Raw genomic sequence first — 20,337 nt, 5'->3', positions numbered from 1 at the left:
TGGTAGACACTACCACCGTGATAGAGACTACCAAATAGGTAGTTACTAACAGTAAGGAGCGTTGGACATGAACGATCTGACCGGCAGGACGGCCCTGGTGACCGGAGCCTCGCGCGGCATCGGCCAGGTGATCGCGACCCGGCTGGCAGTCAGGGGAGCGATGGTGATCGTGCACTACGGCACGGACGAGGACGGCGCGACGGCGACGGTCGGCGAGATCGAGCGCGCCGGCGGCACCGCCCTCGCCGTCCAGGCGGAACTGGGCGTCGACGGCGACGCCGACAAGCTCTTCGCCGGAATCGAGGCGGGCCTGGTCGGACGGCCCCTCGACATCGTCGTCAACAACGCGGCGGCTCAGCCCATCGGCCCGCTCGGCGCCACGACCCGAGCCGAGTTCGACCATCTCTTCGCGGTGAACGTACGGGCGCCGTACTTCATCATCCAGCGGGCGCTGCCCCTGCTGTGCGACGGCGGCCGCATCATCACGATCTCCTCCGTCGCGACCCGCATGGCCAACCCCGCCCAGACGTCCTTCGCCATGACCAAGGGTGCGATCGAGACGATGAGCCTGACCCTGGCCAACGAACTCGGAGTCCGGGGGATCACGGTGAACGCGGTCGCCCCCGGCGCCACCCGGACGCCCGCCAACGCGGCCGTCTTCGAAGCACCGGGCCTGGCCGCGTTCATCGCCGGATCGACGGCTCTCAACCGCCTCGGCGACGCCGGCGACATCGCCGATGTGGTCGCGTTCCTCGCCTCCGACGCCGCCCGCTGGATCACCGGCCAGGTCATCGACGCCAGCGGCGGCCTGTTCCTGGGGCCGCGCACATGACGCGAACCCCTGTCGCCGGCGGCCCCTGGCCGTGGCGGGCCGCGGCTGTGGAGCACAAGCCGGTCCCGACTCCCGGCATGCGCAGGGATCACTCCCGTGGGATCGCGCGACCGCCGCGCCACGCCGCCACGGTGCGGCGGCGGTGTTCGTCGCCGGCCGATTCCGGTCGTACGCACACTCACGCCCGCGGCGGCCGGGGCCGCGCACGCAGCGAGCCATACACAGGTCCGCCACGGACGGTTCCCGAAGTGCGGGAATCCGAATCGTTCGAATCTACATTGTAAAGGCGTCTTCCTTGGATACCCCCCCTCTCTTCCGGACAAAACCCAGCCACTGAGGGAAGGGGATGTGTGCAGACTGGCGGCCGCCGCTGGGGGAGACGAAGTACTTCGTGCTGGGCTTGCAGGTGGTGAAACCTGCGGGGGACCGTCGCTCGGTGCGAGCGTCCTCGCGTCGATGGCACGTCAACTGCTGTACCTCGGCCGGGCCGACGGCGCCCTGGAACTGGTCCGGCTCGCCCAGGACGGCAGCCGAAGCAGCGCGGCCCCGCGGACAGGAGGGACGCCGACAGCGGTCAGTGCCCCGGGGTGGGCGCAGTCGTACGTGGCGGCCCAGGCGGTGAGGATCTGGCGGGCGACGTCCTCACCGTGATGGCCCGTCCGGCAAGGCTGTATCTGCCCAGTCACTTCGGCGCTGGAAGCCGCGTCTACGGAGCTGGGGCCCAGGAGCACGCGAGCGGTCAAGCGGACTTCCTCCTCGACGACCTCGCCGACGACGGTCAGCCGTTGGCCGCCGTCACCGCGCGCCTGGCCAGTGACCTGTTTCAGGCGTTCAACGCCGTGGGCACGCTGCAGATCACCCGCGAAGGTGTCCTGCAGCAGGAGGCGTGGGGTTCACAGTGGCCGTCCATAAGCAGGTGGGCGACCATGGCGGGCATTCCGACCAACCCTTCTCTGCAGACGTAAGCCAGGCAAGCGCCCACAGCGCGCACGAGCTGCACTCCGGCGGCGCCGCCTCCGCGGTGAAGTCGGGTAAGGGCTCCCTTCGGTGGTGCGGAGGAAGCCGGCCCTCATCCAGGTGGATCCAGGCCACCTTCTCGATCACATCGGGTACGGCAGGCTCAGGCGGTGGGAGCACCGGCGACGTGGCGCTCGCCGCCGTTGTGCTCCTGCCAGAACCGGTACACCTCGACGGCGGCCTCGCGCTCCTCGTAGCGCATCGGCAGTCGGCGCTCCTGCCAGGGCTTGGCGAACTCGTCGTAGAAAGTGTCGAGCTCGAAGTACTTGCGGTCATCGACGTAGTGGGGCTCGTAGGCGTCGCGGGTGGTGAGGAAGACGACCTCGTCCGGCGAGCAGTAGTACAGCGATCCCAGGCACATCGGGCAGGGGTGGGCGAGGACGTAGATGGTGGTGCCGGTCAGGTGCTCGGTGCCCAGCTTCATGCAGGCCTCGCGGATCGCGAGGATTTCCGCGTGTGCGGTGGGGTCGCTTGTCTGGGCGACCTTGTTGGGGCTCTCGGCGAGGATCTTGCCGTTCTTGACGATGACGGTCGCGAACGGGCGGCCGCCCTCGGCGACGTTCTGGCGGGCAATGTCGATGGTGCGCTGGGCGAAGTCCATGAAAGGTCCTCCAAAGGTGGAAGGGGGTGCGGGGCCGCCGGCAGGCGGCTTCGCGGGGTTCGGGGGGAGATGGGGCGGGCCGGAAGGTGTTTCCGGCCCGCCCCGTTGCCGTCCGTGTGCGGCGCCGTCTCGGTGGCGGGTCGTCAGAAGGGCTTGGTCGGCAGGTACTTGCCGTCCAGGGTGATGACGGCGCGCTCGCCGCCCTCGGGGTCGGCGACCTTCTTCACGTCGAGCTTGAAGTTGATCGCGGAGATGATGCCGTCACCGAACTGCTCGTGGATCAGGGCTTTGAGGGTCGTGCCGTAGACCTGGAGAATTTCGTAGAAGCGGTACATGGTCGGGTCGGTCGGGATCCGGTCCGGCATCGAGCCGCGGACCGGGATCGTCTGGAGCAGCATCACCGCGTCCTCGTCCAGGTCCAGTAGCTCGGCCACGGCTTTGGCGGAGCTTTCCGGCAGCGGGTGCTGGCCGAGGACGGCGGCGGTGGTGAAGGCCACCGACAGGCCGGAGGCGTCGGCGATCTGCTGCCAGGAGAGGTTCTTACGGGTCTTGGCCTCGACGGCGGCGGCGGCCAGGGCCTGGCGGGCGGTGGGGTCGAACTGTGCGTGCACCATGATCGGTACGTCCTTCTCTCAGGTGGTGTCGGATGGATACGGGTTCCCGGCGGGCGGTTGCGGGCGGGAACCTCGAAGCCGGGACGGTCAGGCCGTGAGCGCGGAGCCCGCGGCCGTCAGGTCCTCGACGCGGCCGGTGGGGATGTCGTAGACCCAGCCGTGCAGGGCGACCTTCTCCTCCGCCAGGGCGCGGGCGACCGAGGGGTGGGTGGCCAGGTTCGCCAGCTGGGCGAGCACGTTCTGCCGTACCAGGGCAGGCACGTCACCGTGGGCGGTGGTGCGGGCCCGGGAGGCATCCGCGTGTCGCAGCCAGGCGGCGACCGTCGGGGCGCCGCTGAGGTCGTGCCCCTCGGCGAGCGCGGTCATCGCGCCGCACGCCGAGTGGCCGCAGATGACGATGTCCTGCACGCCCAGTGCGGCGACGGCGTACTCGATGCTCGCCGCCACTCCGTCGGCTTCGGAGCTGTAGGCGGGCACCAGGTTGCCGGCGGTGCGGATGACGAACAGGTCACCCGGTTCGGTGCCGGTGATCAGCTCGGGGACGACGCGGGCGTCGGAGCAGCCGATGAACAGCGTGTGCGGTGTGTGATGCGTGGCCAGGCGGGCGAAGAGCTCCGCCTTGGCCGGGAAGACGTCCCGCTGGAAACGGGCGACGCCTTCGGCGAGGTCCTGCATGGTCACTCCCTTCGGCGGTGGCCGACCCTTGCGGGCTGGTGGCATCCAGCATGCATGACCTGTCCCTATAGTGTCCAAGAGTCATTAGGCCTGAAGCCTATTGGTTTCATCTATAGTTTTCCCATGGCCGTTCTCGAACTGCGTCACCTGCGCTATCTGCTCGCCGTGGCCGAACACGGCAACTTCACCCGCGCCGCCCAGGAACTGCACATCTCGCAGCCCACGCTCTCCCAGCAGATCAGGCAGCTTGAACGGACGGTGGGCGCACAACTGCTGGACCGCACCGGCCGCACCGTACGGCTCACCGACGCCGGGGCCGTCTACACCGACCACGCCCGGCGGGCACTGCGCGACCTGGCCGCCGCCGAACGCGCCGTCCACGACGTCCAGGACCTCTCCCGCGGCCACCTGCGACTGGGCGTCACACCCACCTTCACCGCCTACCTGGTCGGCCCGCTCACCGCCGAGTTCCATACCCGCCACCCCGCCATCAACCTCACCCTGACGGAGACGACCCAGGATCGCATCGAAGCGGCCCTGCTCGCCGACGACCTCGACCTCGGCATCGCCTTCGCCGGCCCCCACCTGCCCGGCGTCATCGCCACCGCCCTGTTCACCGAGACCCTCAGCCTCGTCACCAGCACCCCGCGTGTCCAAGCGATGCCCAACCCCCTACCGGTCCACGCCCTCAAGGACGAACAACTCGCCCTGCTCAGCGGCGACTTCGCCACCCGCAGCCACATCGACGCCTACTTCACCCACCACCGGGCCACCCCACGCATCACGGTCGAAGCCAACTCCATCCAGGCCCTCACCGAAATCGTCCAACGCACCCACCTGGCCACCGTCCTGCCCGATGCCATCACCCATGACCACCCCCACCTCACCCCCGTCCCCCTGAACCCACCCCTGCCCACCCGCACCGTCACCCTCCTGCACCGCGAGAACGCCTACCAAAGCGCCGCCACGCGCGCCTTCATCCACCTCACCCATGACCTCGTCCGCACCCGCGGCTACACCCCGCCTCCGTGAACCGCCTGCCCAAGGCGGGACTCCCGCGAACGGTCCTTAGAAGCCATCTCAATTGGCTCGGTGGGCTGTGCCCGTGGCGGGGATCGTTGAGCGGTTGGTGCCGGATGAGCTGTGGGAGTTGTTCCAGCGGGTGGTGCCGGAGGCTCCTTCGCGGCCTCAGGGTGGGGGCCGGCGTCGGCATGGCGATCGGGAGGTGCTGGCGGCGATCGTGTTCGTAGCCACCTCCGGGTGCACCTGGCAGCAGTTGCCTGCCGCATCATTCGGGCCTTCCCGGGCCACGGCTCACCGCCGGTTCGCCGAGTGGTCGAAGGCCAGGGTGTGGGCCAAGCTGCACCGCCTGGTCCTCGACGAGCTCGGCTCTCGGGGCGAGTTGGACTGGTCGAGGTGCGCGATCGACCCGGTCAGCGTGCGGGCGATGAAAAAGGGGGAGCTGACGGGTCCGAATCCTGTCGACCGGGGGCAAGTACGGATCGAAGATCCATCTGATCACTGAGCGGACCGGTCTGCCCATTTCCGCCGGGATCTCCGGCGCCAACCTCCACGACAGTCAGGCCCTGATCCCGCTGGTGAAGGGCATACCCCCGATCCGTTCACGCCGCGGCCGGCGCCGGCGCAAGCCCGGCAAGCTTCACGCCGACAAGGGCTACGACTACCGCCACCTGCGGCAATGGCTCTCCGGCCGAGGCATCCGTCACCGCATCGCCCGTAAAGGCATCGAGAGTTCCCAGCGACTCGGACGACACCGATGGACCATCGAGCGAACCATGTCCTGGCTCGCCGGCTGCCGACGACTCCACCGACGCTACGAACGCAAGGCCGAGCACTTCCTCGCCTTCACCAGCATCGCCTGCACCCTGATCTGCTACCGCGGACTCAACTCACCAAATGAGGTGACTCCTGCCGTAAGGGTTGTCTCGTGACTCCGACGGCCTTGGCTTCGACTGTGATCGGAAAGCTTGGTCAGGCGTCACTGGGACCGGGAGCCCAGCCGGCGTGCTGGGCCCAGGCGTCAGCGCGCCGGATGATGTCCCATACGAAGGCATCTTTTGCTTGGACGTAGGCGGGACGGTCGTTGCGGAATTTGGCTGCGCAGTGCTTCTTGGCTGCCGCGTACTCGTTCGCGGCAGCCGTGTGGCACCGGAGGTAGTCGCGAAACAGTAGTGGGAACTGCTGTGAGAAGCTGCCCATTTGCCGCACGTGCACGTGGGTCCGGTGCTGACCTGGAGGTTCCCGGAAGTATCGTTTGGTCCGTTCGGGATTGTCCGCCCGGTACACGAGCCCCATCTCTGTCAGCGGGCGCAGGAATGCATCCGTCGCTTCCAGCGATGCCACTGAGATCTGGATGTCAATCACCGGCTTGGCCGCCAGTCCTGGCACCGAGGTGGACCCGATGTGGTCGATACGAGCCACGGCATCACCGAGGGCGACACGTAGGTGCGTGCCCCACTTGGCGAACATGGCTGGCCATGCAGGGTCGTAAGGCATGATCTCGACTGGCTCTCCCATGCTGAGAAGTGTTGCAGGGCTTGCCGCAACCGTGATGTGCGGCTGCCGCCGCCTGCACCGCCGCTACGAGCGCAAGGCCGAGCACTTCCCGGCCTTCGCCGGGATCGCAGCCGCTCTCATCTGCTATCGCAGGCTGGTGGCCTGACGGGCAGCGCCCGGAAATGGGACGATCCACAGCGTGATCGGATGGATGCGCCACACCCCGCGCTGGGCGGTCATTTCGGTCTGCGTAATCGCGGCCGTGCTGCTCTTCGTCGGCGCTTCCGCGCATGTAGCCGACCTTCTCAGCCACGGTCTGCACCCCTACGCCTGGGCACCGAGCTGGCTCAACCTCTACTGGTCGTCGCTGGCGCTCTTTGACACGCTCGCCGCTGCGTTCCTGATCAGGGGCGAACGCCGAGGAACCGACCTCGCGTGCGCCATCATGGCGACCGACCTCGCCGCCAACTGGTACGCGGTCTACGGCATCCAGCACAGCAGCTTCGCCACCCAGCCTGGCCTTCAACGACTGACCGTCTTCGCCGCACTCGTCCTGGGAACGGCACCATTTATCCGACGACACCTCACCAAATGAGATGACGTCTTAGTAAGGATTTGTTGATTGGCCTCACCTGAGCGACGCCGAACCCAAGGCCCGCAACGATCAGGAGCGTCGCGAAGACCGCGACCATAGCGGCTGGGATGGAGCCATGATGCTGGAGCCCGGGGTCGACGATCAGCCTGCCGTCGTTGTCCGTCAGGCCAGGTGAAGCTGCGAACTCGCGCAGGAAACGCCACCAGCAGCGGCACGCCGCGATCACCGTTTGTCAGGCCCGTCAGCGCCCCTGCCAGCCGGTGGTCCTCAGCCTGCGCGGCCATGCGCTCGATCATCGCATCGGCCATCGGCTCAGGCGGCGGCTTCGCACCGGTACGCGCCGGCGCCCGCAGGAATCGCTCCTCATCCGCGCCGCTGCCTGGCGATGAGGTTGGTCGCGATGCCGTACAGCCACGGCCTGGCCGGCGGCTGCGCGTGATCGTAGGAGGCGCGACGGCGGAAGGCGGCCAGGAACGTCTCCGCCACGATATCGTCGGCAACCTGCACGCCCAACCGCCGCGCGACATACCGGTGGATCTACTCGACATACCGGTCGAACACGCTGGCGAACTGCTCCGGATCGTCAATTGACCGGCGGATGAGCTCAGCGTCGTCCGCCTCGATCATCCCTCCGGTGGGGTTTGTGTCATGCCTGCTGTTTCCCGATGGGACGAATCGAGTTCTCGACGGCCACGAGCCCGGTGCGTGAACCCATCCAGGAGCTGCGGGCGACAACGGGCCAGAAATCTTCCCGGCCCCGAGAGGCTCACGATGACCTTACGCAATGCGCTCATGGTCGCCTTGCTGGCGGGAGCGGCCGCTGCCGCCCCCATGCCCCCATCCGCCGCGCCCGCCAGCACCGGCACATCGAACAGTGTGACGCTGATCACTGGTGACCGGGTGATGGTCGCCGGCAACGGCTTCCGCGTCGTTCCCGGCCCCGGCCGGCAGGTGGACTTCACCAGCCAGATGCGCCAAGGGCATCTGTACGTGATTCCGTCCGACGCCCGGACGTTGGTGGCCGGAGGCATGCTCGACCGGCGGTTGTTCGATGTCACCCAGCTGCTGGCCTGGCGCTATGACGATGCCCGCAGATCCGACATCCCTCTGATCGCCCAGTCGGCGCAGGTGCCCGCGGCCGCCCTCCAGGCCCGGCGGCTGGCCGGAGCCGGCATGACCACGCTGCGCGTGCCGAAGAAGAGCGCGGGCCGGACGTGGAAGGACCTGACCAGCGGCGCCCGCGCGCTGGGCACGGGGAACACGAAACTCTGGCTGGACGGCCGCCGCTCCTTCGACCTGGATCAGAGCGTCAAGCAGATCGGAGCGAACACGGCTTGGGAGCGCGGCCTGACCGGCAAGGGCGTCACCGTGGCCGTACTCGACTCAGGTTACGACCCCGACCACCCAGACCTGAAAGGAGCGGTGGCCTACGAACGCAACTTCAGCGAAGACCCTGACAGCCGCGACACCCTCGGCCATGGCACCCACGTCGCCTCGACCGTCGCCGGAGCCGGGGAGAAGTACCGGGGCGTGGCGCCCGACGCCAAGCTGGCCATTGGTAAGGTCGGCGGTGCCGACGGCATCGCCGACTCCGCCGTCTTGGCGGGCATGGAATGGGCCGCCCTCGAGGTCAAGGCCAAGATCGTCAACATGAGCATCGGCGGGCCCGACACGCTGGAGCTCGACCCCCTGGAAGAGGCCGTCAATTCCCTGTCGGAGCGGACGGGCACGCTGTTCGTCGTCTCTGCCGGCAACAACGGCCGGCCCGGCACGGTATCGAGCCCCGGCAGCGCCGACGCCGCTCTCACCGTCGGCGCGGTCGACAGGTCGGACCGGATCGCCGACTTCTCCAGCCAGGGACCGCGGCAGGGTGATCACGCGATCAAGCCGGACATCACCGCGCCGGGCGTGGACATCGTCGCCGCGGCACCCGGCGGCGCCCACCAGACGCTCAGCGGTACCTCGATGGCCGCGCCGCATGTGGCGGGAGCCGCCGCGATCCTGGCCCAGAAGCGCCCCGAATGGAGCGGTCGGCAGCTCAAGGCGGCGCTCGTCGGCAGTGCCGCGCCCTCGGCCGGTGCGACGCCGTACCAGCAGGGCAGTGGCCGGGTGGACGTGGCCCGCGCCGTCGACCAGCAGATCGTGGCCCTGCCGGACGATCTGTGGGCGGCCTTCCCCTGGAACGGCCAGGGCGAGCGGGTGGCCACCAGGACCCTCACCTACGCCAACACCGCGGACACCCCGGCCACTGTCGACTTGACCACCGAAGGGGAGATGCTGAAGCTGTTCACCCAGCGGCTGGAGGTGCCTGCGAAAGGCGAGGCGTCGCTCACCCTCACCATCGATGCCAGCCGGAAAGCGCCGGGCGACTACTTCGGCGTCGTCACCGCCAGGTCCGGCCAGAGCGTGATCCGTACGTCGGCCGGCGCGTACGTCGAGCCGGAGTCGTACGACCTCACCGTGACCGTCGTCGGCAGGGACGGCAACCCCGCGCATCCGTACGTCGAGCTGTATGACGCGAAGACCGGCGCCGTCCATGAACTCGCCGTCCAGGACGGCGTCGGCAAGGCCCGCCTGCCTGTGGGCGAGTGGAATGTCTACGCGGACTTCAGCGAGCGGGCGTACGGCAAGACCGTCGCGCACGCCGCGGTGCGCATCGCCGATCGCGATCAGCAGGTGGTCGTGGACGCGCGCAAGGGAAATCCGGTACGGGTCACGCTGGACGATCCGAGCGCGGCTCCCAGGCGCGGTCACGAGCTGAGCCTGTCACACGGCGCCTGGGGCATCGCGAGCTTGTCGAGCGAGGACCCCAACACCAGGCTCTTCATCGTCCCCGCACGCCAGGAGGGCCTGCGCTACCTGCTGCGGACCATCTGGTCCAGCAAGGACGCCGTGCCGAGCCCATACCTGTACGACCTGGCCGACCACCGCACCGGCGGTCTGCCTGAAGATCCCACCTACACCGCCAGACAGAAAGACCTCGCCATGGTGAGCTCGACCTTCCGCGCGTCCGCCACGGCGGCCACCGGCCTGCCCCTCAGCGGGCCGCGCTTCCGTGACGACTGGCCGGTGTTTCTGGTCTCGCCGGCGCAGGACATGGACCTGCCCGGCATGCTCACCTACTACCGCACACCCGGCCTGACTTGGGACAGCATGCTCGAGCTCGGCACGTACACGCTCGCCGACGGCGGCCAGGCCATGAAGCCCGGACAGCGTACCCGGCAAACCTGGAACGCCGCGGTGACCGGTCCCGCGACCGCCGGGATCCGCGGCAGCCGTACCCGGGACACGCTGGCCTTCTCCACCGTCGGGCTGTTCACTGACCCCGCCCCTGGCAGGGTCGGAGCGGACACAGCGGCATCCGGCACCGCCACCCTCAGCCGGAACGGGCACGTGCTCGCCGAGGCGTCCCTCACCGGCTGCGCGCTCGACCAGTGGGAAAGCTGCCGCTTCCAAGCCACGCTGCCGGCGGAGTCCAGCGTCTACACGTTGCGGGCGTCCATACGCAGGCAAGTTCCCCACTCCGTGCTGTCCACGGCGGTGGAAAGCGTGTGGACCTTCCGGTCGGCGCGTACAGAAACGGAGCGGCCGCTACCGCTGATGGCGGTGCGCTACGCGCCCAGCGGACTCGACGACCTCAACCGCGCCAGGCCCGGTTCACTAACCGAACTGCCCATCAGGGTCGAGGGCGCTCCCTCCGCGCTCAAGCTAGAGCTCTCCTCCGACGACGGCACGAGCTGGCGTACCGTCCCGGCCCGGCGCACCGCCACGGGATGGACCGCCACGATACCGAACCCGCGCACGCCCGGATTCGCCTCGCTGAGGGCTACTGTCAACGGCACGTCCGGCACCACCCTGACCCAGACGATCATCCGAGCCTACGCCATCGGCCCGGGCTGATCTCGCAGGCCCGACTCGTCCGCTGAACATACTGGGCCGAAAACGACCCTGGCGGGGGCGGACCGGATCTTTCTCCGGATCATTTTCGACGTGGGGAAGCGGCAGATCGGTAGGGGCCGCGGTTCATAGACATGGACTGTGAAATCCTGCGGCCGGCAGAGCCGGCACCGAAGGTGTCCGCTCCGCCGGCCGCATCCCCTGATGCTGATCTGGTCGCACCGGCGAACACACCCACACGCCCCGCCCCGTCTCCGCAGACCTCTTCCGGCCCCGCCGCCGCCTCGACCCCGGCACCACCCGCCGCCACCTGACCCACCTGGCTTGCGCCTTCCCCTCTGAACTCGAGCCCTGCAGGCCGGGTGCGCGAGCACCCGGCCTCCGGCATCATGGCGCTCAGCGGTGCAGGGTGGTCTCTCGCTTGATATACGACAGTTTTTCGGGGTTGCGTACGGCGTAGAGGCCGGTGATTTGGCCGTCGTCGATGCGCACCGCGATGACGTTGTCGAGCTCGCCGTTGAGCCGGACGATCAGTGCCGGGCAGCCGTTGACCTGTGCCGGCTGCAGCACCGCGTCGGCGATCCCGCGCAGCACATCGGCCACCGTGCCGGCCCCCACGATGGGCGCCAGCGCGGCCTGCTTGACGCCGCCACCGTCGGTCAGCAGGATGACGTCCGGCGCGAGGATGTCGAGCAGGCCCTGCATGTCACCTGTATTGACCGCCCGCTGGAACGCCTCGAGCGCGTCTCGGGTCTCGGCCGCCGAAACGACCCCGCGCGGTCGGCGCGCCGCGACGTGGGCCCGCGCCCGGTGCGCGATCTGGCGAACCGCCGCCGGGCTCTTGTCGACCGCCTCGGCGATCTCGTCGTAGGCCAGATCGAACACCTCGCGCAGCACGAACACCGCCCGCTCGGTCGGCGCGAGCGTCTCCAGCACCATCAGCATCGCCATCGAGACACTGTCGGCCAACTCGACGTCCTCGGCCACGTCGGGCGCGGTCAGCAGCGGCTCGGGCAACCAGGGGCCGACGTAGGACTCCTTGCGCCGGCCGAGCGTACGCAACCGGCTCAGCGCCTGGCGGGTAGTGATCCTGACCAGGTACGCACGCGGTTCCCGCACCGTCTCGAGATCGACGCCCACCCATCGCAGCCAGGTCTCCTGCAGGACGTCTTCGGCGTCGGCGGCCGAGCCGAGCATCTCGTAGGCAACGGTGAACAGCAGATTGCGGTGGGCGACGAAAGCTTCGGTGGCCGAATCTATGCGGCCGCCACGAACGGGCGGTGCGGGTGTGTCCGCTGTCGGCTCGCTGCGGTCGTTCATGGCTGGCTCCTTCCTGTTGGTTCCTGATCGTGTCACGCGTACAAGACGCCGGTCGCCGCCGCGTTGTGACACCCGTGATCGGTGGCGTATGTCACAGTGCTGCGCTGTCACGCGGATCGGGCCGTCGACATCTTGTGTTCGTCAACGCCACGCGAACGAGCTGCGGCACGCCAACGAGTGAGGACCACGTCATGGAACCCCGTTTCGACCTGATGACCAACGAGCTCGGCGCCAAGATCGCCAAGCGTGTTTACAACGTCGCCATGCTGATCGAGAAATCGCCGCTGCCCAAGGCCACCCAAGATCTGGTGATGCTGCGCGCCAGTCAGATCAACGGCTGCGGCTTCTGCGTCGACTACCACACCAAGGACGCCGCGGTAGCCGGCGAATCCGCGGTCCGGCTCCACCTGGTCGCCGCCTGGCGCGAATCCACCGTGTTCACCGACGCCGAGCGTGCCGCGCTGGCGCTCGCCGAGGAGGGCACCCGGCTCGCTGACGCCCACCACGGCGTGTCGGACGAGACCTGGGCCCAGGTCCGCAAGCACTACGACGACGACCAGATCGCCGCGCTGGTCTCCCTGGTCGCCATGATCAACGCGACCAACCGGCTCAACGTCATCGTGCGCCTGCCGGGAGGTTCCTACCAGCCCGGCCAGTTCGCCGGCATGGCGAACTGATCGACATTCAAACCGTCACCACGCAAGGAGTGCACTATGGAACCCCGTTTGGACCTCTTCGGCAGCCCGGTCGTCGCCAAGGCCCTGGGCCACTACGGCGCAGCGGCCCCGGTGCTCATCAAGGAGTCGACGGTGCCAACCGCGACCCAGAACCTGGTGATGCTCCGTGCGAGCCAGATCAACGGCGACGGCTACGCCACCGACGTCCACGGCAAGAACGCCGCGAACGCCGGTGAGACCGCCACCCGCCTCAACCTGGTCGCCGCCTGGCGTGAGGCAACTGTGTTCACCGACGCCGAGCGCGCCGCCCTGGAGCTGACCGAGCAGGGCACCCGCATCGCCGACGGCGCCGGCGGAGTCACCGACGAAGCCTGGGCGAACGCCGTCGAGCACTACGACGAGGACCAGCTCACCGCCCTGGTCGCGTTCATCGCCCTCATCAACGCCACCAACCGCTTCGCCGTCATCAACCGGCAGCGCGGCGGCGACTACCAGCCCACCCAAGCCGGATAACCAGATTCAGCAAGATCGGTGTGGGTCGTGGCGTGCTGTACACGTCCACGGCCCACGCCGACACCGTGCATTATGTGGTCGGCGGCGGAGCTGGTGGATGCGATCCGCGGCACTAGCCGCGGTGTTCGCGATGGAGAGATCCGAACCGTGTTCGTGCTTGCCCCAGGGTCAGGCCGTCGGCGTTCGCCTTCGACCACGCGCGGATCTATCAGACCGCCTCCACCGAGCTCGACCGCACGGCCAGGGGTGGACACTGCACCAACTGCGCCACAGCGCGCTGACGCACCTGGCCGTCGCCGGTCGCACCGCGCCGGAGCTGCAGGCCAAGTCCCGCCACCAGCACCTGGCCAGCCTCGGCCGCACACACCTAACCGAGCCAGGTCGCGCATCGGATACCGCCGAGGGCAGGCCGTCGATCTTCGGCCGGTCGTTGAAAAGCAGCTGAACGAAGTCCCGTCAGAGGTGAAGCCGAACACCTTCTGCAGCATGGATGGCTGTCCCACGGCAGGTCGCCGACTTCGGTTGCCGAGGCGAACATGTCACAGACGATCGTGAAGCTCAGCCCGCCCAGGTGATCGCATACACGTGCACGGCCTTGGACGCATCATCGACCAGATACGGCACCAGGCCGACTCCGCCGAACACCGCCTCGAGGTGGCGGGCCTCGTCAGGGTCGGGCACACCGCGGTGGTGCGGGTCGGCGCCGATGACGAGCAGTTCCTCGACCAGGGCGCCGAACGCGTTCACGGGAAGGCCCGGAGCCTGTGCGCTGGCGGCGGCGTGGAAGTTGACCTGCTAGTTCACGCCTTGCGGCCCGCATCGGCGACGAGTTGCGACCAGTCGGGGATGACGGTGTCGGCGGGTACGCCGGGCATGCCCGCGACCACGTCGGCACACGCCTGCGCGTAGCCGGGCGCGCTGTAGGTGAGCGACCGCAGATGCCACAGGTTCAGCACCTCGGCCAGGTGCTTCCAACACCAGGTCTCGTGCGCCGCGGCGACCATCGCCTCCCGATACTCGGCCAGGAAGCGAGCGCGGTACCGCTCGGGCAGACGGGAAACGATCTCATCGGGGTCGTGTCCGATCGCGCGCGGTTCGGCAGGCTGAGCACTCAGGGCCTGGCCCCTTTCCCTGTCCACGGTCATCCGGACTCCAGGGTGACCGGCGCCGGGTGAGCGCGTCAGGCCGTCACATTACGCCCGGGACCCGGGCCGGCTCGTCCGGGAAAGCCGTCCCCTTCCGCATTCCCCGCGGCGGCCGCCACGCTTCGCGCGGCGTTCTCGGCCGCGATGGGGTGACCACCGGTGTGTTCTCGCACCGCCCACCGGCCCGGCAGGTCTCGGCCCCTTTCCACACCCGGTCGGCTGGCCGGCCTCGTACCCGCCCTGCTGCGGTGGCCGCCGCCAAGGCCCTCTCCTGCGAGGCCAGCCGTGCCGATCTGCGTCACCGCCGGATCACCGCGGTCATCGCGGAGAAGACCGATCAGCGGGCCAACCGGAAGAAGGGGCCAGCAGACGGGCGGCCCATCGCCTTCGATCCCGAGCGCTACCGGAAGCGCAGCACCGTCGAACACGGTTTCCGGAAGGTCAAGACCTGGCGCGCTCTGGCCACCCGATACGGCACAACCCCGGAAAGTCACGAGGCCGGGCTCTGCCTCCGAGGCTCGGTCATATGGCGGAAGCCCCTCACCTCAACCACATGGTCAAAACTCTGAGCGGCCCCTAGGAGGGAACTTTGTCCCGCTGGTGTGGGTACAGGCTGACGATGGCGACCCCCGTTATGTACTCGGACGTCTCCAGGTCGAACCCGCTGGTACCGCGGAGCCACAGCCTCGGCGAAACCCTTTCCCTCCTCCAGCGCCTTGCAAGCGCGCCGGCGGCGTCGCGTGCGGGGGCGGGGCCTGCGAACCGGCCATGCCCCGGCACATGGTGGACGAGACCTTCGGCGCGCAGCTTCCGCGAAAGGGGCCGGTCAGGCGCCGAGCCGGTCGGCGACGGCCCGCGCCTCGCCGGAGGCGAGCGGGCCGCACAGCATCTCCACCCGGTGCACCAGGCGCGGCGCCGCCAGCGGCACCGTCAGTGTCGCGGCCGGGGAAGCCCCCGCCGTGACCGGCGCGGGCAGCAGGGCCAGGCCGTGCCCGGAGGCCACCAGGTTCAGGACGGTGCGCAGGTCGTGACCGTCGTAGCGGAACCCGGTCCGGAAGGCGCCGCCGCCCGCCACCTCGCGCAGCCGCTCCACCGGGATGAAGGCGGGGGCGTGCAGCCACAGCGCGTCGGCCAGGCCGGCCAGTGCGAGCCCCCGCCCGCGCGCCAGCGGGTGCCGCTCGGGCAGGATCACCGCCAGCTCCTCCTCGGCGACCCGCACCCCGGCCGGCGCCCCGACGTCGGGCAGGCGCAGCGGGTCGCTGGGCGCCGCGATCCCGTCGACGAACCCCAGGTCGGCATCGCCGGAGGCGACCTGCTCGGCCACGCGCTCGCGGCCGACCGCGCGCAGCGTCACCACCGGCCCGCCCGGCTCCAGGGCGCGGGCGATCGCCGGGACCAGCGCCAGCGGAGATGCCGCCACGGTCAGCCGCCCGGCCGGTCCGGCGGCGGCGCGCAGCACGTCCGCGCGGGCCGCCCGGTGCCGCAGCAGCAGCGGCCCGGCGTGCTCCAGCAGCCGCTCCCCGGCCCTGGTCGGCGCCACCGGGCGGCGGCGCAGCAGGGTCAGGCCCAGGTCGGCCTCCAGCGCGGCGACCTGCTGGGACACCGCCGACTGGGTGTAGCCGAGCTCCTCGGCGGCGGCGGAGAAGGACCGGCGGCGGACGACGGTCACGAATGTGCGCAGCAGATGCGGGTCCACGGTGCATCAGTATCGCTTATCGCCCCAGCAGGAATCATCGTTGGCCCTCATCGGTGGGCGGCGGCCAGGATGGGCGCGTGACCATCGCGAGAATCGCCCTGGTGGGCGACAGATCACCCGCCGTCCAGGCCCACGCCCGCGTCCCCGCCCTCCTCGCCGCCCTGCGCGAGCGCGACGGGCTGACCCTGGACGCCTACTGGATCCCCACCGACGAGGCCGGCGACCTGGAGGGGTTCGACGGCATCTGGATGCTGCCCGGCAGCCCCTACCGCAGCGAGGCCGGCGCGGTGAACGCCGCCCGCACCGCCCGCGAGCACGGCATCCCGTTCCTCGGCACCTGCGGGGGCTTCCAGCACACCCTGCTGGAGTACGCCCGCGACGTGCTGGGCCTGCGGGTCGCGCACGCCGAGAACGACCCCGATGCCGGGGAGTTCCTGCTGGTCCCCCTGGCCTGCTCGCTCGCCGGCCACGAGGAGGCGGTATGGCTGGAGCCGGGCTCGCTGATCGAGAGGATCGTCGGCGCGGACCGGACCGTGGAGAAGTACTCCTGCGCCTTCGGCCTCGATCCCGCCTACGTGCCGGTGCTCCAGGAGGGCGGGTTGAGGTTCACCGGCCGCGGTGAGGAGGGGGCCGTGCGGGTCCTGGAGCTGCCCGGTCACCCGTTCTTCCTCGCCACCCTCTTCCAGCCGGAGCTGGCCGGGGACGGCAGCCGGCCGCACCCGGCGATCACCGCGTTCGCCTCCGCGGCCGTCGCCCGCGCCTCGGCGGCCGCCCTCCGCTGACCGGCGTACGGGAAGGGGCCGGTAGGAGCGGCGCCGGGGAGCCGCCCTGCCGGCCCTCACCGTTACCCGGCGATCATGTCATCCGGAATGCGGCCGATCCCGGAAAGCTGGGCCGACGGTCTTCAGGGGCGATGTCGTCCGCGCCGTAGCCCGCACAGCATCGGCGACAGTCCCATCACCGCCACGGCGGCATCGACCGGCGGCCACACGGCCGGAGTCAGCCACACCAGCACCCCGGCCGCGACGCCCGCGTGCAGGGCTGGGCCGAGCTGATCGCCGCCAAGACCTGGGACACCCCTGGCGATCACGGTCAGTACCTGGCCTGCATCGATTGGATGCTGGACGTCGACCACGCCGCCCGGTGGCCGCGCATCACACAGCCGGTGTTGGTGCTCGCCCTGGAGCATGATCTGCTGTTCCCGCCGTAGGCCGGGCGCGCCGCCGCGGCGGCGATGCCGAACGCCGTCTTCGCCGAGATCACCGGCCACGCCCACGGCGGCGCGATCGAGGCCGGGGACCAGATCAACCCGCTGGTGCTGGATTTCTTCGCCCGCCTGTAGAGGCTGCTGTCCTTGGTCAGGCCGCGCCGGCGCGGCGCGGCCCAGCTGCCCCGGCCGGCTTCGGCCCGGCCCGCTCCAGGCGTCACCCGGCGCGATGATGACGGTGGATGCGCGCGCCGGTCACGGGGTGCCGTTAAGACTCGTGTCACCAGGTACACGCGATCGCGTCAGACCTGGTGGTGAGAGCATGGTGACACCGGACGACACCGTCGTTCCGTCGGGTCTTCCGCTCAGCGACGGAAGCTGCTGAGCGGGCTCAATGCGATCGCGTGTACCTGGTAGCAGCTTCGTTGACGGCAGGCCGACGCAGGCGAACCTGGGCACGCACTGCATGGCCCGGAAAGACACGTAGGCATCCGCGCCTGTCCTGTCCGGCGGGCTCGCCGAACATGCCGGCGGTCCGCTGGTTCACCGGTCGGCTCAGCGGAACGCGCGTTCCACCGAAGAACCGGATCAGAGCAGGCCCTGGCGTCTCGTGGCCGGGCCGGTGCGGTGAGCGCGGGTACGACGCCTTCCCAGAATCGGGGCCAGCGGTACAGCCGCAGGCTCTGGCTCGATCACGATCCCCAATTACTGCAGCGCTGTTATATTAGCGCTGTGACATCTTCGGATCCCACAGCGCTACCCGATCCCTGGCATTCCCTGCACGAGCTTCTGGCAGCCATGGACGCCGAGATCGAGCAGGTCTACGTCGAACGTGGCATCGAGGGGGTGCGGCCCCGGTTCGCCTATCCGCTGATCCGGCTCGCCCACACCGGGCCACTGACCATTCGCGAGCTTGCGAAGTCCCTGAACCGCTCGCACTCCGCGATCAGCCAGACCGTCGCCGCCATGCGCAAGGAGGGTCTGGTCACCTCCGAGCCGGGGCCCGACGCCCGCACCCGGCGGATCGACCTGACCGAACGCGGCCGGTCACTGGTGCCGTTCCTGGAGGCGGAGTGGCGCGCTACCCACGCGACGGTCGCCGAGCTGGACAGCGAGGTCCCGTACGCGATGACCACCGTTGTCGAGGAGGTGCGGCGGGCGCTGGAACGCCGGTCGATGCGGCAGAGGATCCTCCACCACCTCGTCGAGCCACCGCGATGAGGATGAGGGGGCGCGTCCGTGTCCGGTTCCTCGACACCCGCCCGCTGCGTAGCAGTCAGTCGTTTCGCGACCTGTGGATCGGCACCTCGGCCTCTCAAATCGGTGGACAGATAGCCAACGTGGCGGTGCTGGCCCAGGTCTGGGACCTGACCGGCAGCCCAGTGGGCACCGGTGCCATCGGGCTCGCCACCGGCCTGCCGATGGTGCTGTTCGGTCTGCTCGGCGGCACGTTGGCCGACACATTTGACCGCCGTGCGGTGGTACGGGCCACCACCGCGGGCCAACTGCTGGCCGCCGCAGGGCTGTGCGTCCAGGCCCTGGCGGACAACCGCAACGTGCTGCTGCTGCTCGCCCTGGTAGCCATGGGGACGAGCTGCAGCGCTCTCGGCGCTCCTGCCCGGCGCACCTTCCCGGTCCGGCTGTTGCCGGGCGACCAGGTCGCGGCCGGTCTTGCGCTGACCAACGTCTCCTTCCAGGCCGCGATGCTGGCCGGGCCCGCGATGGCCGGGCTGATCATCGCCCGCTGGGGCTTCCCTGCCGCATACGCGGCCCAGGCCGTGGCCATGATCGTCTCGATGCTCGCGGTGATCCGCCTGCCTGCCATGCGGCCCGAAGGCGCCGACGCGGCAGGCGGCAGGCGCCGGCCGGAGCGTGGCGGTTGGCGGATCGTCCTGCGCCGCCCGACGCTGTGGGGCTCGATGGCCACCGACCTGTCCGCAACCCTGCTCGCCATGCCTATCGCGCTCTTCCCGCTGGTCAACGAGATCCGCTTCGGGGGAAACCCGCAAACCCTCGGCTTGTTCCTCTCTGCCGTCGCGGTCGGGGGGATCACGGCTGGTCTGCTCTCCGGTACGGTGACGCGCTGGCGCCGTGGCGGCCTGGTCCAACTGTCCGCAGCCGGTGTCTGGGGCCTGGCGCTGGCCTGTTTCGGTCTGGCGGGGCCGTTGTGGCTGGCGCTCGGCTGCCTGGCCGTGGCGGGCGCTGCCGACACCGTGTCTGTCATCACCCGCAGTGCCCTGGTCCAATTGGAGACCCCGGATGCGTACCGGGGACGGGTTTCCTCGGTGGAACACGTCATCGGTGTCGCGGGCCCCGAACTCGGCAACTTCCGTGGTGGCCTGTTGGCGTCGGCCACCTCCGCCTCCTTCTCCCTGGTCTTCGGCGGGCTGTCCGCCATCCTGGCGATCGCCGCCGTGGCCGCGACCAACGCGCCCCTTCGCGCCTACCGCACGCCGCCTGCTGCCGCGAAACCGACCGTCCCCGGGGTCGCCGCCGCGGCGGCGACCGCTGGTCAGGTTGCCTGATTAGCCTCCAGCCCTGAGCCCGGTGTGAGGGGACGTCAGCGTCCCGCGCGGCTGACGACCCCTCACCGAGTGTCATTCCTTGTCGGCGGCGTCCGGATCGCGCAGCGGATGCAGGCCCCCGGGCAGCTCGGGGAGTTGGAAGGAACAGGGGCTTGAGCAGCAACCGAACAGCCAGTGACGATAAGGAGCGATCAGCGGCAAGCTCGCCACCGCTGACCGGCCCGCGCTGCTGAACGCGCTGTCCTACATCCGCGATGGCGACCTGCTGACCTTCCAGGAGGTCGACCGCCTCGGCCGCAACCTCCTGGAAGGACTCATCGTCCTCACCGACCTGTTCCAGCGCGGCGTCGGCGTCAAGGTCCTGGAAGGCATCGCGTCCGGCGAGCACACCGAACGCTCCCTCATCCTCGACCTCGCGCTCGCCCTGGCTGAAGACCGCCGCCGCGACATCACCCGCAAGACCAAGAACGGCCTGGACACCGCCCGCGAACGCGGCCGCGTCGGAG

The 20,337-nt window shown here is 69.6% G+C and carries 23 protein-coding genes and 2 pseudogenes; 17 read left to right on the top strand and 8 right to left on the bottom strand.

All coding sequences use genetic code 11. From position 1 onward, the window contains the following. Positions 1 to 67 precede the first annotated feature (67 nt). The 3 genes from ACQP10_RS20435 to ACQP10_RS20425 all read left to right on the top strand — a co-directional run bounded on the left by ACQP10_RS20435 (position 68) and on the right by ACQP10_RS20425 (position 1,797). On the top strand, positions 68 to 832 hold the full coding sequence (locus ACQP10_RS20435; protein WP_433539498.1) for an SDR family oxidoreductase: 765 nt from the start codon (positions 68 to 70) through the stop codon (positions 830 to 832). 456 nt (positions 833 to 1,288) lie between these two features. Further along, positions 1,289 to 1,483 (top strand): hypothetical protein, encoded by a 195-nt coding sequence (locus tag ACQP10_RS20430; protein ID WP_346021164.1) that lies wholly within the window; start codon positions 1,289 to 1,291, stop codon positions 1,481 to 1,483. Continuing rightward, a complete protein-coding gene (locus ACQP10_RS20425) occupies positions 1,483 to 1,797 on the top strand; it encodes a hypothetical protein (RefSeq protein ID WP_346021165.1) in 315 nt (104 codons plus the stop codon). The genes ACQP10_RS20430 and ACQP10_RS20425 overlap by 1 nt, the downstream gene beginning before the upstream one ends. Positions 1,798 to 1,952: 155 nt before the next feature. Here ACQP10_RS20425 and ACQP10_RS20420 read toward each other — a convergent pair whose 3' ends face one another. The 3 genes from ACQP10_RS20420 to ACQP10_RS20410 all read right to left on the bottom strand — a co-directional run bounded on the left by ACQP10_RS20420 (position 1,953) and on the right by ACQP10_RS20410 (position 3,739). Continuing rightward, positions 1,953 to 2,450 (bottom strand): nucleoside deaminase, encoded by a 498-nt coding sequence (locus tag ACQP10_RS20420; protein ID WP_433539497.1) that lies wholly within the window; start codon positions 2,448 to 2,450, stop codon positions 1,953 to 1,955. Between the two features lie 143 nt (positions 2,451 to 2,593). Beyond that, entirely contained in the window at positions 2,594 to 3,064 is a 471-nt protein-coding gene (cynS, locus tag ACQP10_RS20415; RefSeq protein ID WP_346021167.1) for a cyanase, read from the bottom strand. 87 nt (positions 3,065 to 3,151) lie between these two features. Next, complete coding sequence (locus tag ACQP10_RS20410) at positions 3,152 to 3,739, bottom strand: carbonic anhydrase (protein ID WP_346021168.1); 588 nt, start codon at positions 3,737 to 3,739, stop codon at positions 3,152 to 3,154. Positions 3,740 to 3,862: 123 nt separating this feature from the next. Between ACQP10_RS20410 and cynR the strand changes: the two genes are divergently transcribed. Together cynR and ACQP10_RS20400 are read left to right on the top strand one after the other, a co-directional pair. Then, the gene (gene cynR / locus ACQP10_RS20405; RefSeq protein ID WP_346021169.1) at positions 3,863 to 4,771 is read left to right on the top strand and encodes a transcriptional regulator CynR; all 909 of its coding nucleotides are present in this window, start codon (positions 3,863 to 3,865) and stop codon (positions 4,769 to 4,771) included. Positions 4,772 to 4,853: 82 nt separating this feature from the next. Then, a protein-coding gene (locus tag ACQP10_RS20400; RefSeq protein WP_399499141.1) for an IS5 family transposase occupies positions 4,854 to 5,691 on the top strand; the annotation gives its coding sequence in 2 pieces (ribosomal slippage) (positions 4,854 to 5,228 and positions 5,230 to 5,691; 837 coding nt in all). Positions 5,692 to 5,731: 40 nt separating this feature from the next. On the opposite strand, the gene ACQP10_RS20395 is transcribed toward ACQP10_RS20400, so the two are convergent. After that, a complete protein-coding gene (locus tag ACQP10_RS20395; protein ID WP_433539496.1) occupies positions 5,732 to 6,277 on the bottom strand; it encodes a GrpB family protein in 546 nt (181 codons plus the stop codon). Positions 6,278 to 6,311: 34 nt separating this feature from the next. On the opposite strand from ACQP10_RS20395, the pseudogene ACQP10_RS20390 reads away from it, so the two are divergent. The 4 genes and pseudogenes from ACQP10_RS20390 to ACQP10_RS20375 all read left to right on the top strand — a co-directional run. After that, positions 6,312 to 6,422: pseudogene (locus tag ACQP10_RS20390) on the top strand (IS5/IS1182 family transposase); the annotation flags it as partial. Between the two features lie 33 nt (positions 6,423 to 6,455). Then, positions 6,456 to 6,851 (top strand): hypothetical protein, encoded by a 396-nt coding sequence (locus ACQP10_RS20385; protein ID WP_433539495.1) that lies wholly within the window; start codon positions 6,456 to 6,458, stop codon positions 6,849 to 6,851. Between the two features lie 282 nt (positions 6,852 to 7,133). Beyond that, positions 7,134 to 7,442 carry a hypothetical protein gene (locus ACQP10_RS20380; protein WP_433539494.1) on the top strand — a complete coding sequence of 103 codons (309 nt, stop codon included), beginning with the start codon at positions 7,134 to 7,136 and terminating at the stop codon, positions 7,440 to 7,442. A 285-nt stretch (positions 7,443 to 7,727) separates the two neighbouring features. Beyond that, positions 7,728 to 10,751 (top strand): S8 family serine peptidase, encoded by a 3,024-nt coding sequence (locus ACQP10_RS20375; RefSeq protein WP_433539493.1) that lies wholly within the window; start codon positions 7,728 to 7,730, stop codon positions 10,749 to 10,751. Between the two features lie 393 nt (positions 10,752 to 11,144). Here ACQP10_RS20375 and ACQP10_RS20370 read toward each other — a convergent pair whose 3' ends face one another. Beyond that, positions 11,145 to 12,068: an RNA polymerase sigma-70 factor gene (locus ACQP10_RS20370; RefSeq protein WP_433539492.1), complete on the bottom strand. Its 924-nt coding sequence runs from the start codon at positions 12,066 to 12,068 to the stop codon at positions 11,145 to 11,147. Between the two features lie 191 nt (positions 12,069 to 12,259). On the opposite strand from ACQP10_RS20370, the gene ACQP10_RS20365 reads away from it, so the two are divergent. Both ACQP10_RS20365 and ACQP10_RS20360 read left to right on the top strand, forming a co-directional pair. Continuing rightward, positions 12,260 to 12,745: a carboxymuconolactone decarboxylase family protein gene (locus tag ACQP10_RS20365; protein ID WP_433539491.1), complete on the top strand. Its 486-nt coding sequence runs from the start codon at positions 12,260 to 12,262 to the stop codon at positions 12,743 to 12,745. A 36-nt stretch (positions 12,746 to 12,781) separates the two neighbouring features. Continuing rightward, positions 12,782 to 13,258: a carboxymuconolactone decarboxylase family protein gene (locus ACQP10_RS20360; RefSeq protein WP_433539490.1), complete on the top strand. Its 477-nt coding sequence runs from the start codon at positions 12,782 to 12,784 to the stop codon at positions 13,256 to 13,258. A 558-nt stretch (positions 13,259 to 13,816) separates the two neighbouring features. Here ACQP10_RS20360 and ACQP10_RS20355 read toward each other — a convergent pair. Next, a complete protein-coding gene (locus tag ACQP10_RS20355; protein ID WP_433539489.1) occupies positions 13,817 to 14,005 on the bottom strand; it encodes a hypothetical protein in 189 nt (62 codons plus the stop codon). Between the two features lie 53 nt (positions 14,006 to 14,058). Continuing rightward, entirely contained in the window at positions 14,059 to 14,403 is a 345-nt protein-coding gene (locus ACQP10_RS20350; protein WP_433539488.1) for a DUF6247 family protein, read from the bottom strand. A 248-nt stretch (positions 14,404 to 14,651) separates the two neighbouring features. Between ACQP10_RS20350 and ACQP10_RS20345 the strand changes: the two genes are divergently transcribed. Then, positions 14,652 to 14,972 (top strand): hypothetical protein, encoded by a 321-nt coding sequence (locus tag ACQP10_RS20345; protein WP_433539487.1) that lies wholly within the window; start codon positions 14,652 to 14,654, stop codon positions 14,970 to 14,972. Between the two features lie 257 nt (positions 14,973 to 15,229). Here ACQP10_RS20345 and ACQP10_RS20340 read toward each other — a convergent pair whose 3' ends face one another. Next, complete coding sequence (locus ACQP10_RS20340) at positions 15,230 to 16,099, bottom strand: LysR family transcriptional regulator (protein WP_346021171.1); 870 nt, start codon at positions 16,097 to 16,099, stop codon at positions 15,230 to 15,232. Between the two features lie 77 nt (positions 16,100 to 16,176). On the opposite strand from ACQP10_RS20340, the gene ACQP10_RS20335 reads away from it, so the two are divergent. The 5 genes and pseudogenes from ACQP10_RS20335 to ACQP10_RS20315 all read left to right on the top strand — a co-directional run. Continuing rightward, positions 16,177 to 16,881, top strand: coding sequence for a CTP synthase C-terminal region-related (seleno)protein (locus ACQP10_RS20335; RefSeq protein ID WP_346021172.1), 705 nt, complete (start codon positions 16,177 to 16,179; stop codon positions 16,879 to 16,881). 251 nt (positions 16,882 to 17,132) lie between these two features. After that, positions 17,133 to 17,309, top strand: coding sequence for a hypothetical protein (locus ACQP10_RS20330; protein WP_346021173.1), 177 nt, complete (start codon positions 17,133 to 17,135; stop codon positions 17,307 to 17,309). 729 nt (positions 17,310 to 18,038) lie between these two features. Further along, positions 18,039 to 18,527 carry a MarR family winged helix-turn-helix transcriptional regulator gene (locus ACQP10_RS20325; protein WP_346021174.1) on the top strand — a complete coding sequence of 163 codons (489 nt, stop codon included), beginning with the start codon at positions 18,039 to 18,041 and terminating at the stop codon, positions 18,525 to 18,527. 2 nt (positions 18,528 to 18,529) lie between these two features. Continuing rightward, the gene (locus ACQP10_RS20320) at positions 18,530 to 19,831 is read left to right on the top strand and encodes an MFS transporter (RefSeq protein ID WP_433539486.1); all 1,302 of its coding nucleotides are present in this window, start codon (positions 18,530 to 18,532) and stop codon (positions 19,829 to 19,831) included. 190 nt (positions 19,832 to 20,021) lie between these two features. Then, positions 20,022 to 20,318 (top strand): annotated as a pseudogene (locus ACQP10_RS20315) (recombinase family protein); the annotation flags it as partial. Positions 20,319 to 20,337: the final 19 nt, after the last annotated feature.

Origin of the sequence: Streptosporangium sandarakinum (assembly GCF_050942225.1) — a bacterium.
GTDB lineage: Bacteria > Actinomycetota > Actinomycetes > Streptosporangiales > Streptosporangiaceae > Streptosporangium > Streptosporangium nondiastaticum.
This window is presented reverse-complemented; position numbering and strand designations above follow the sequence as displayed.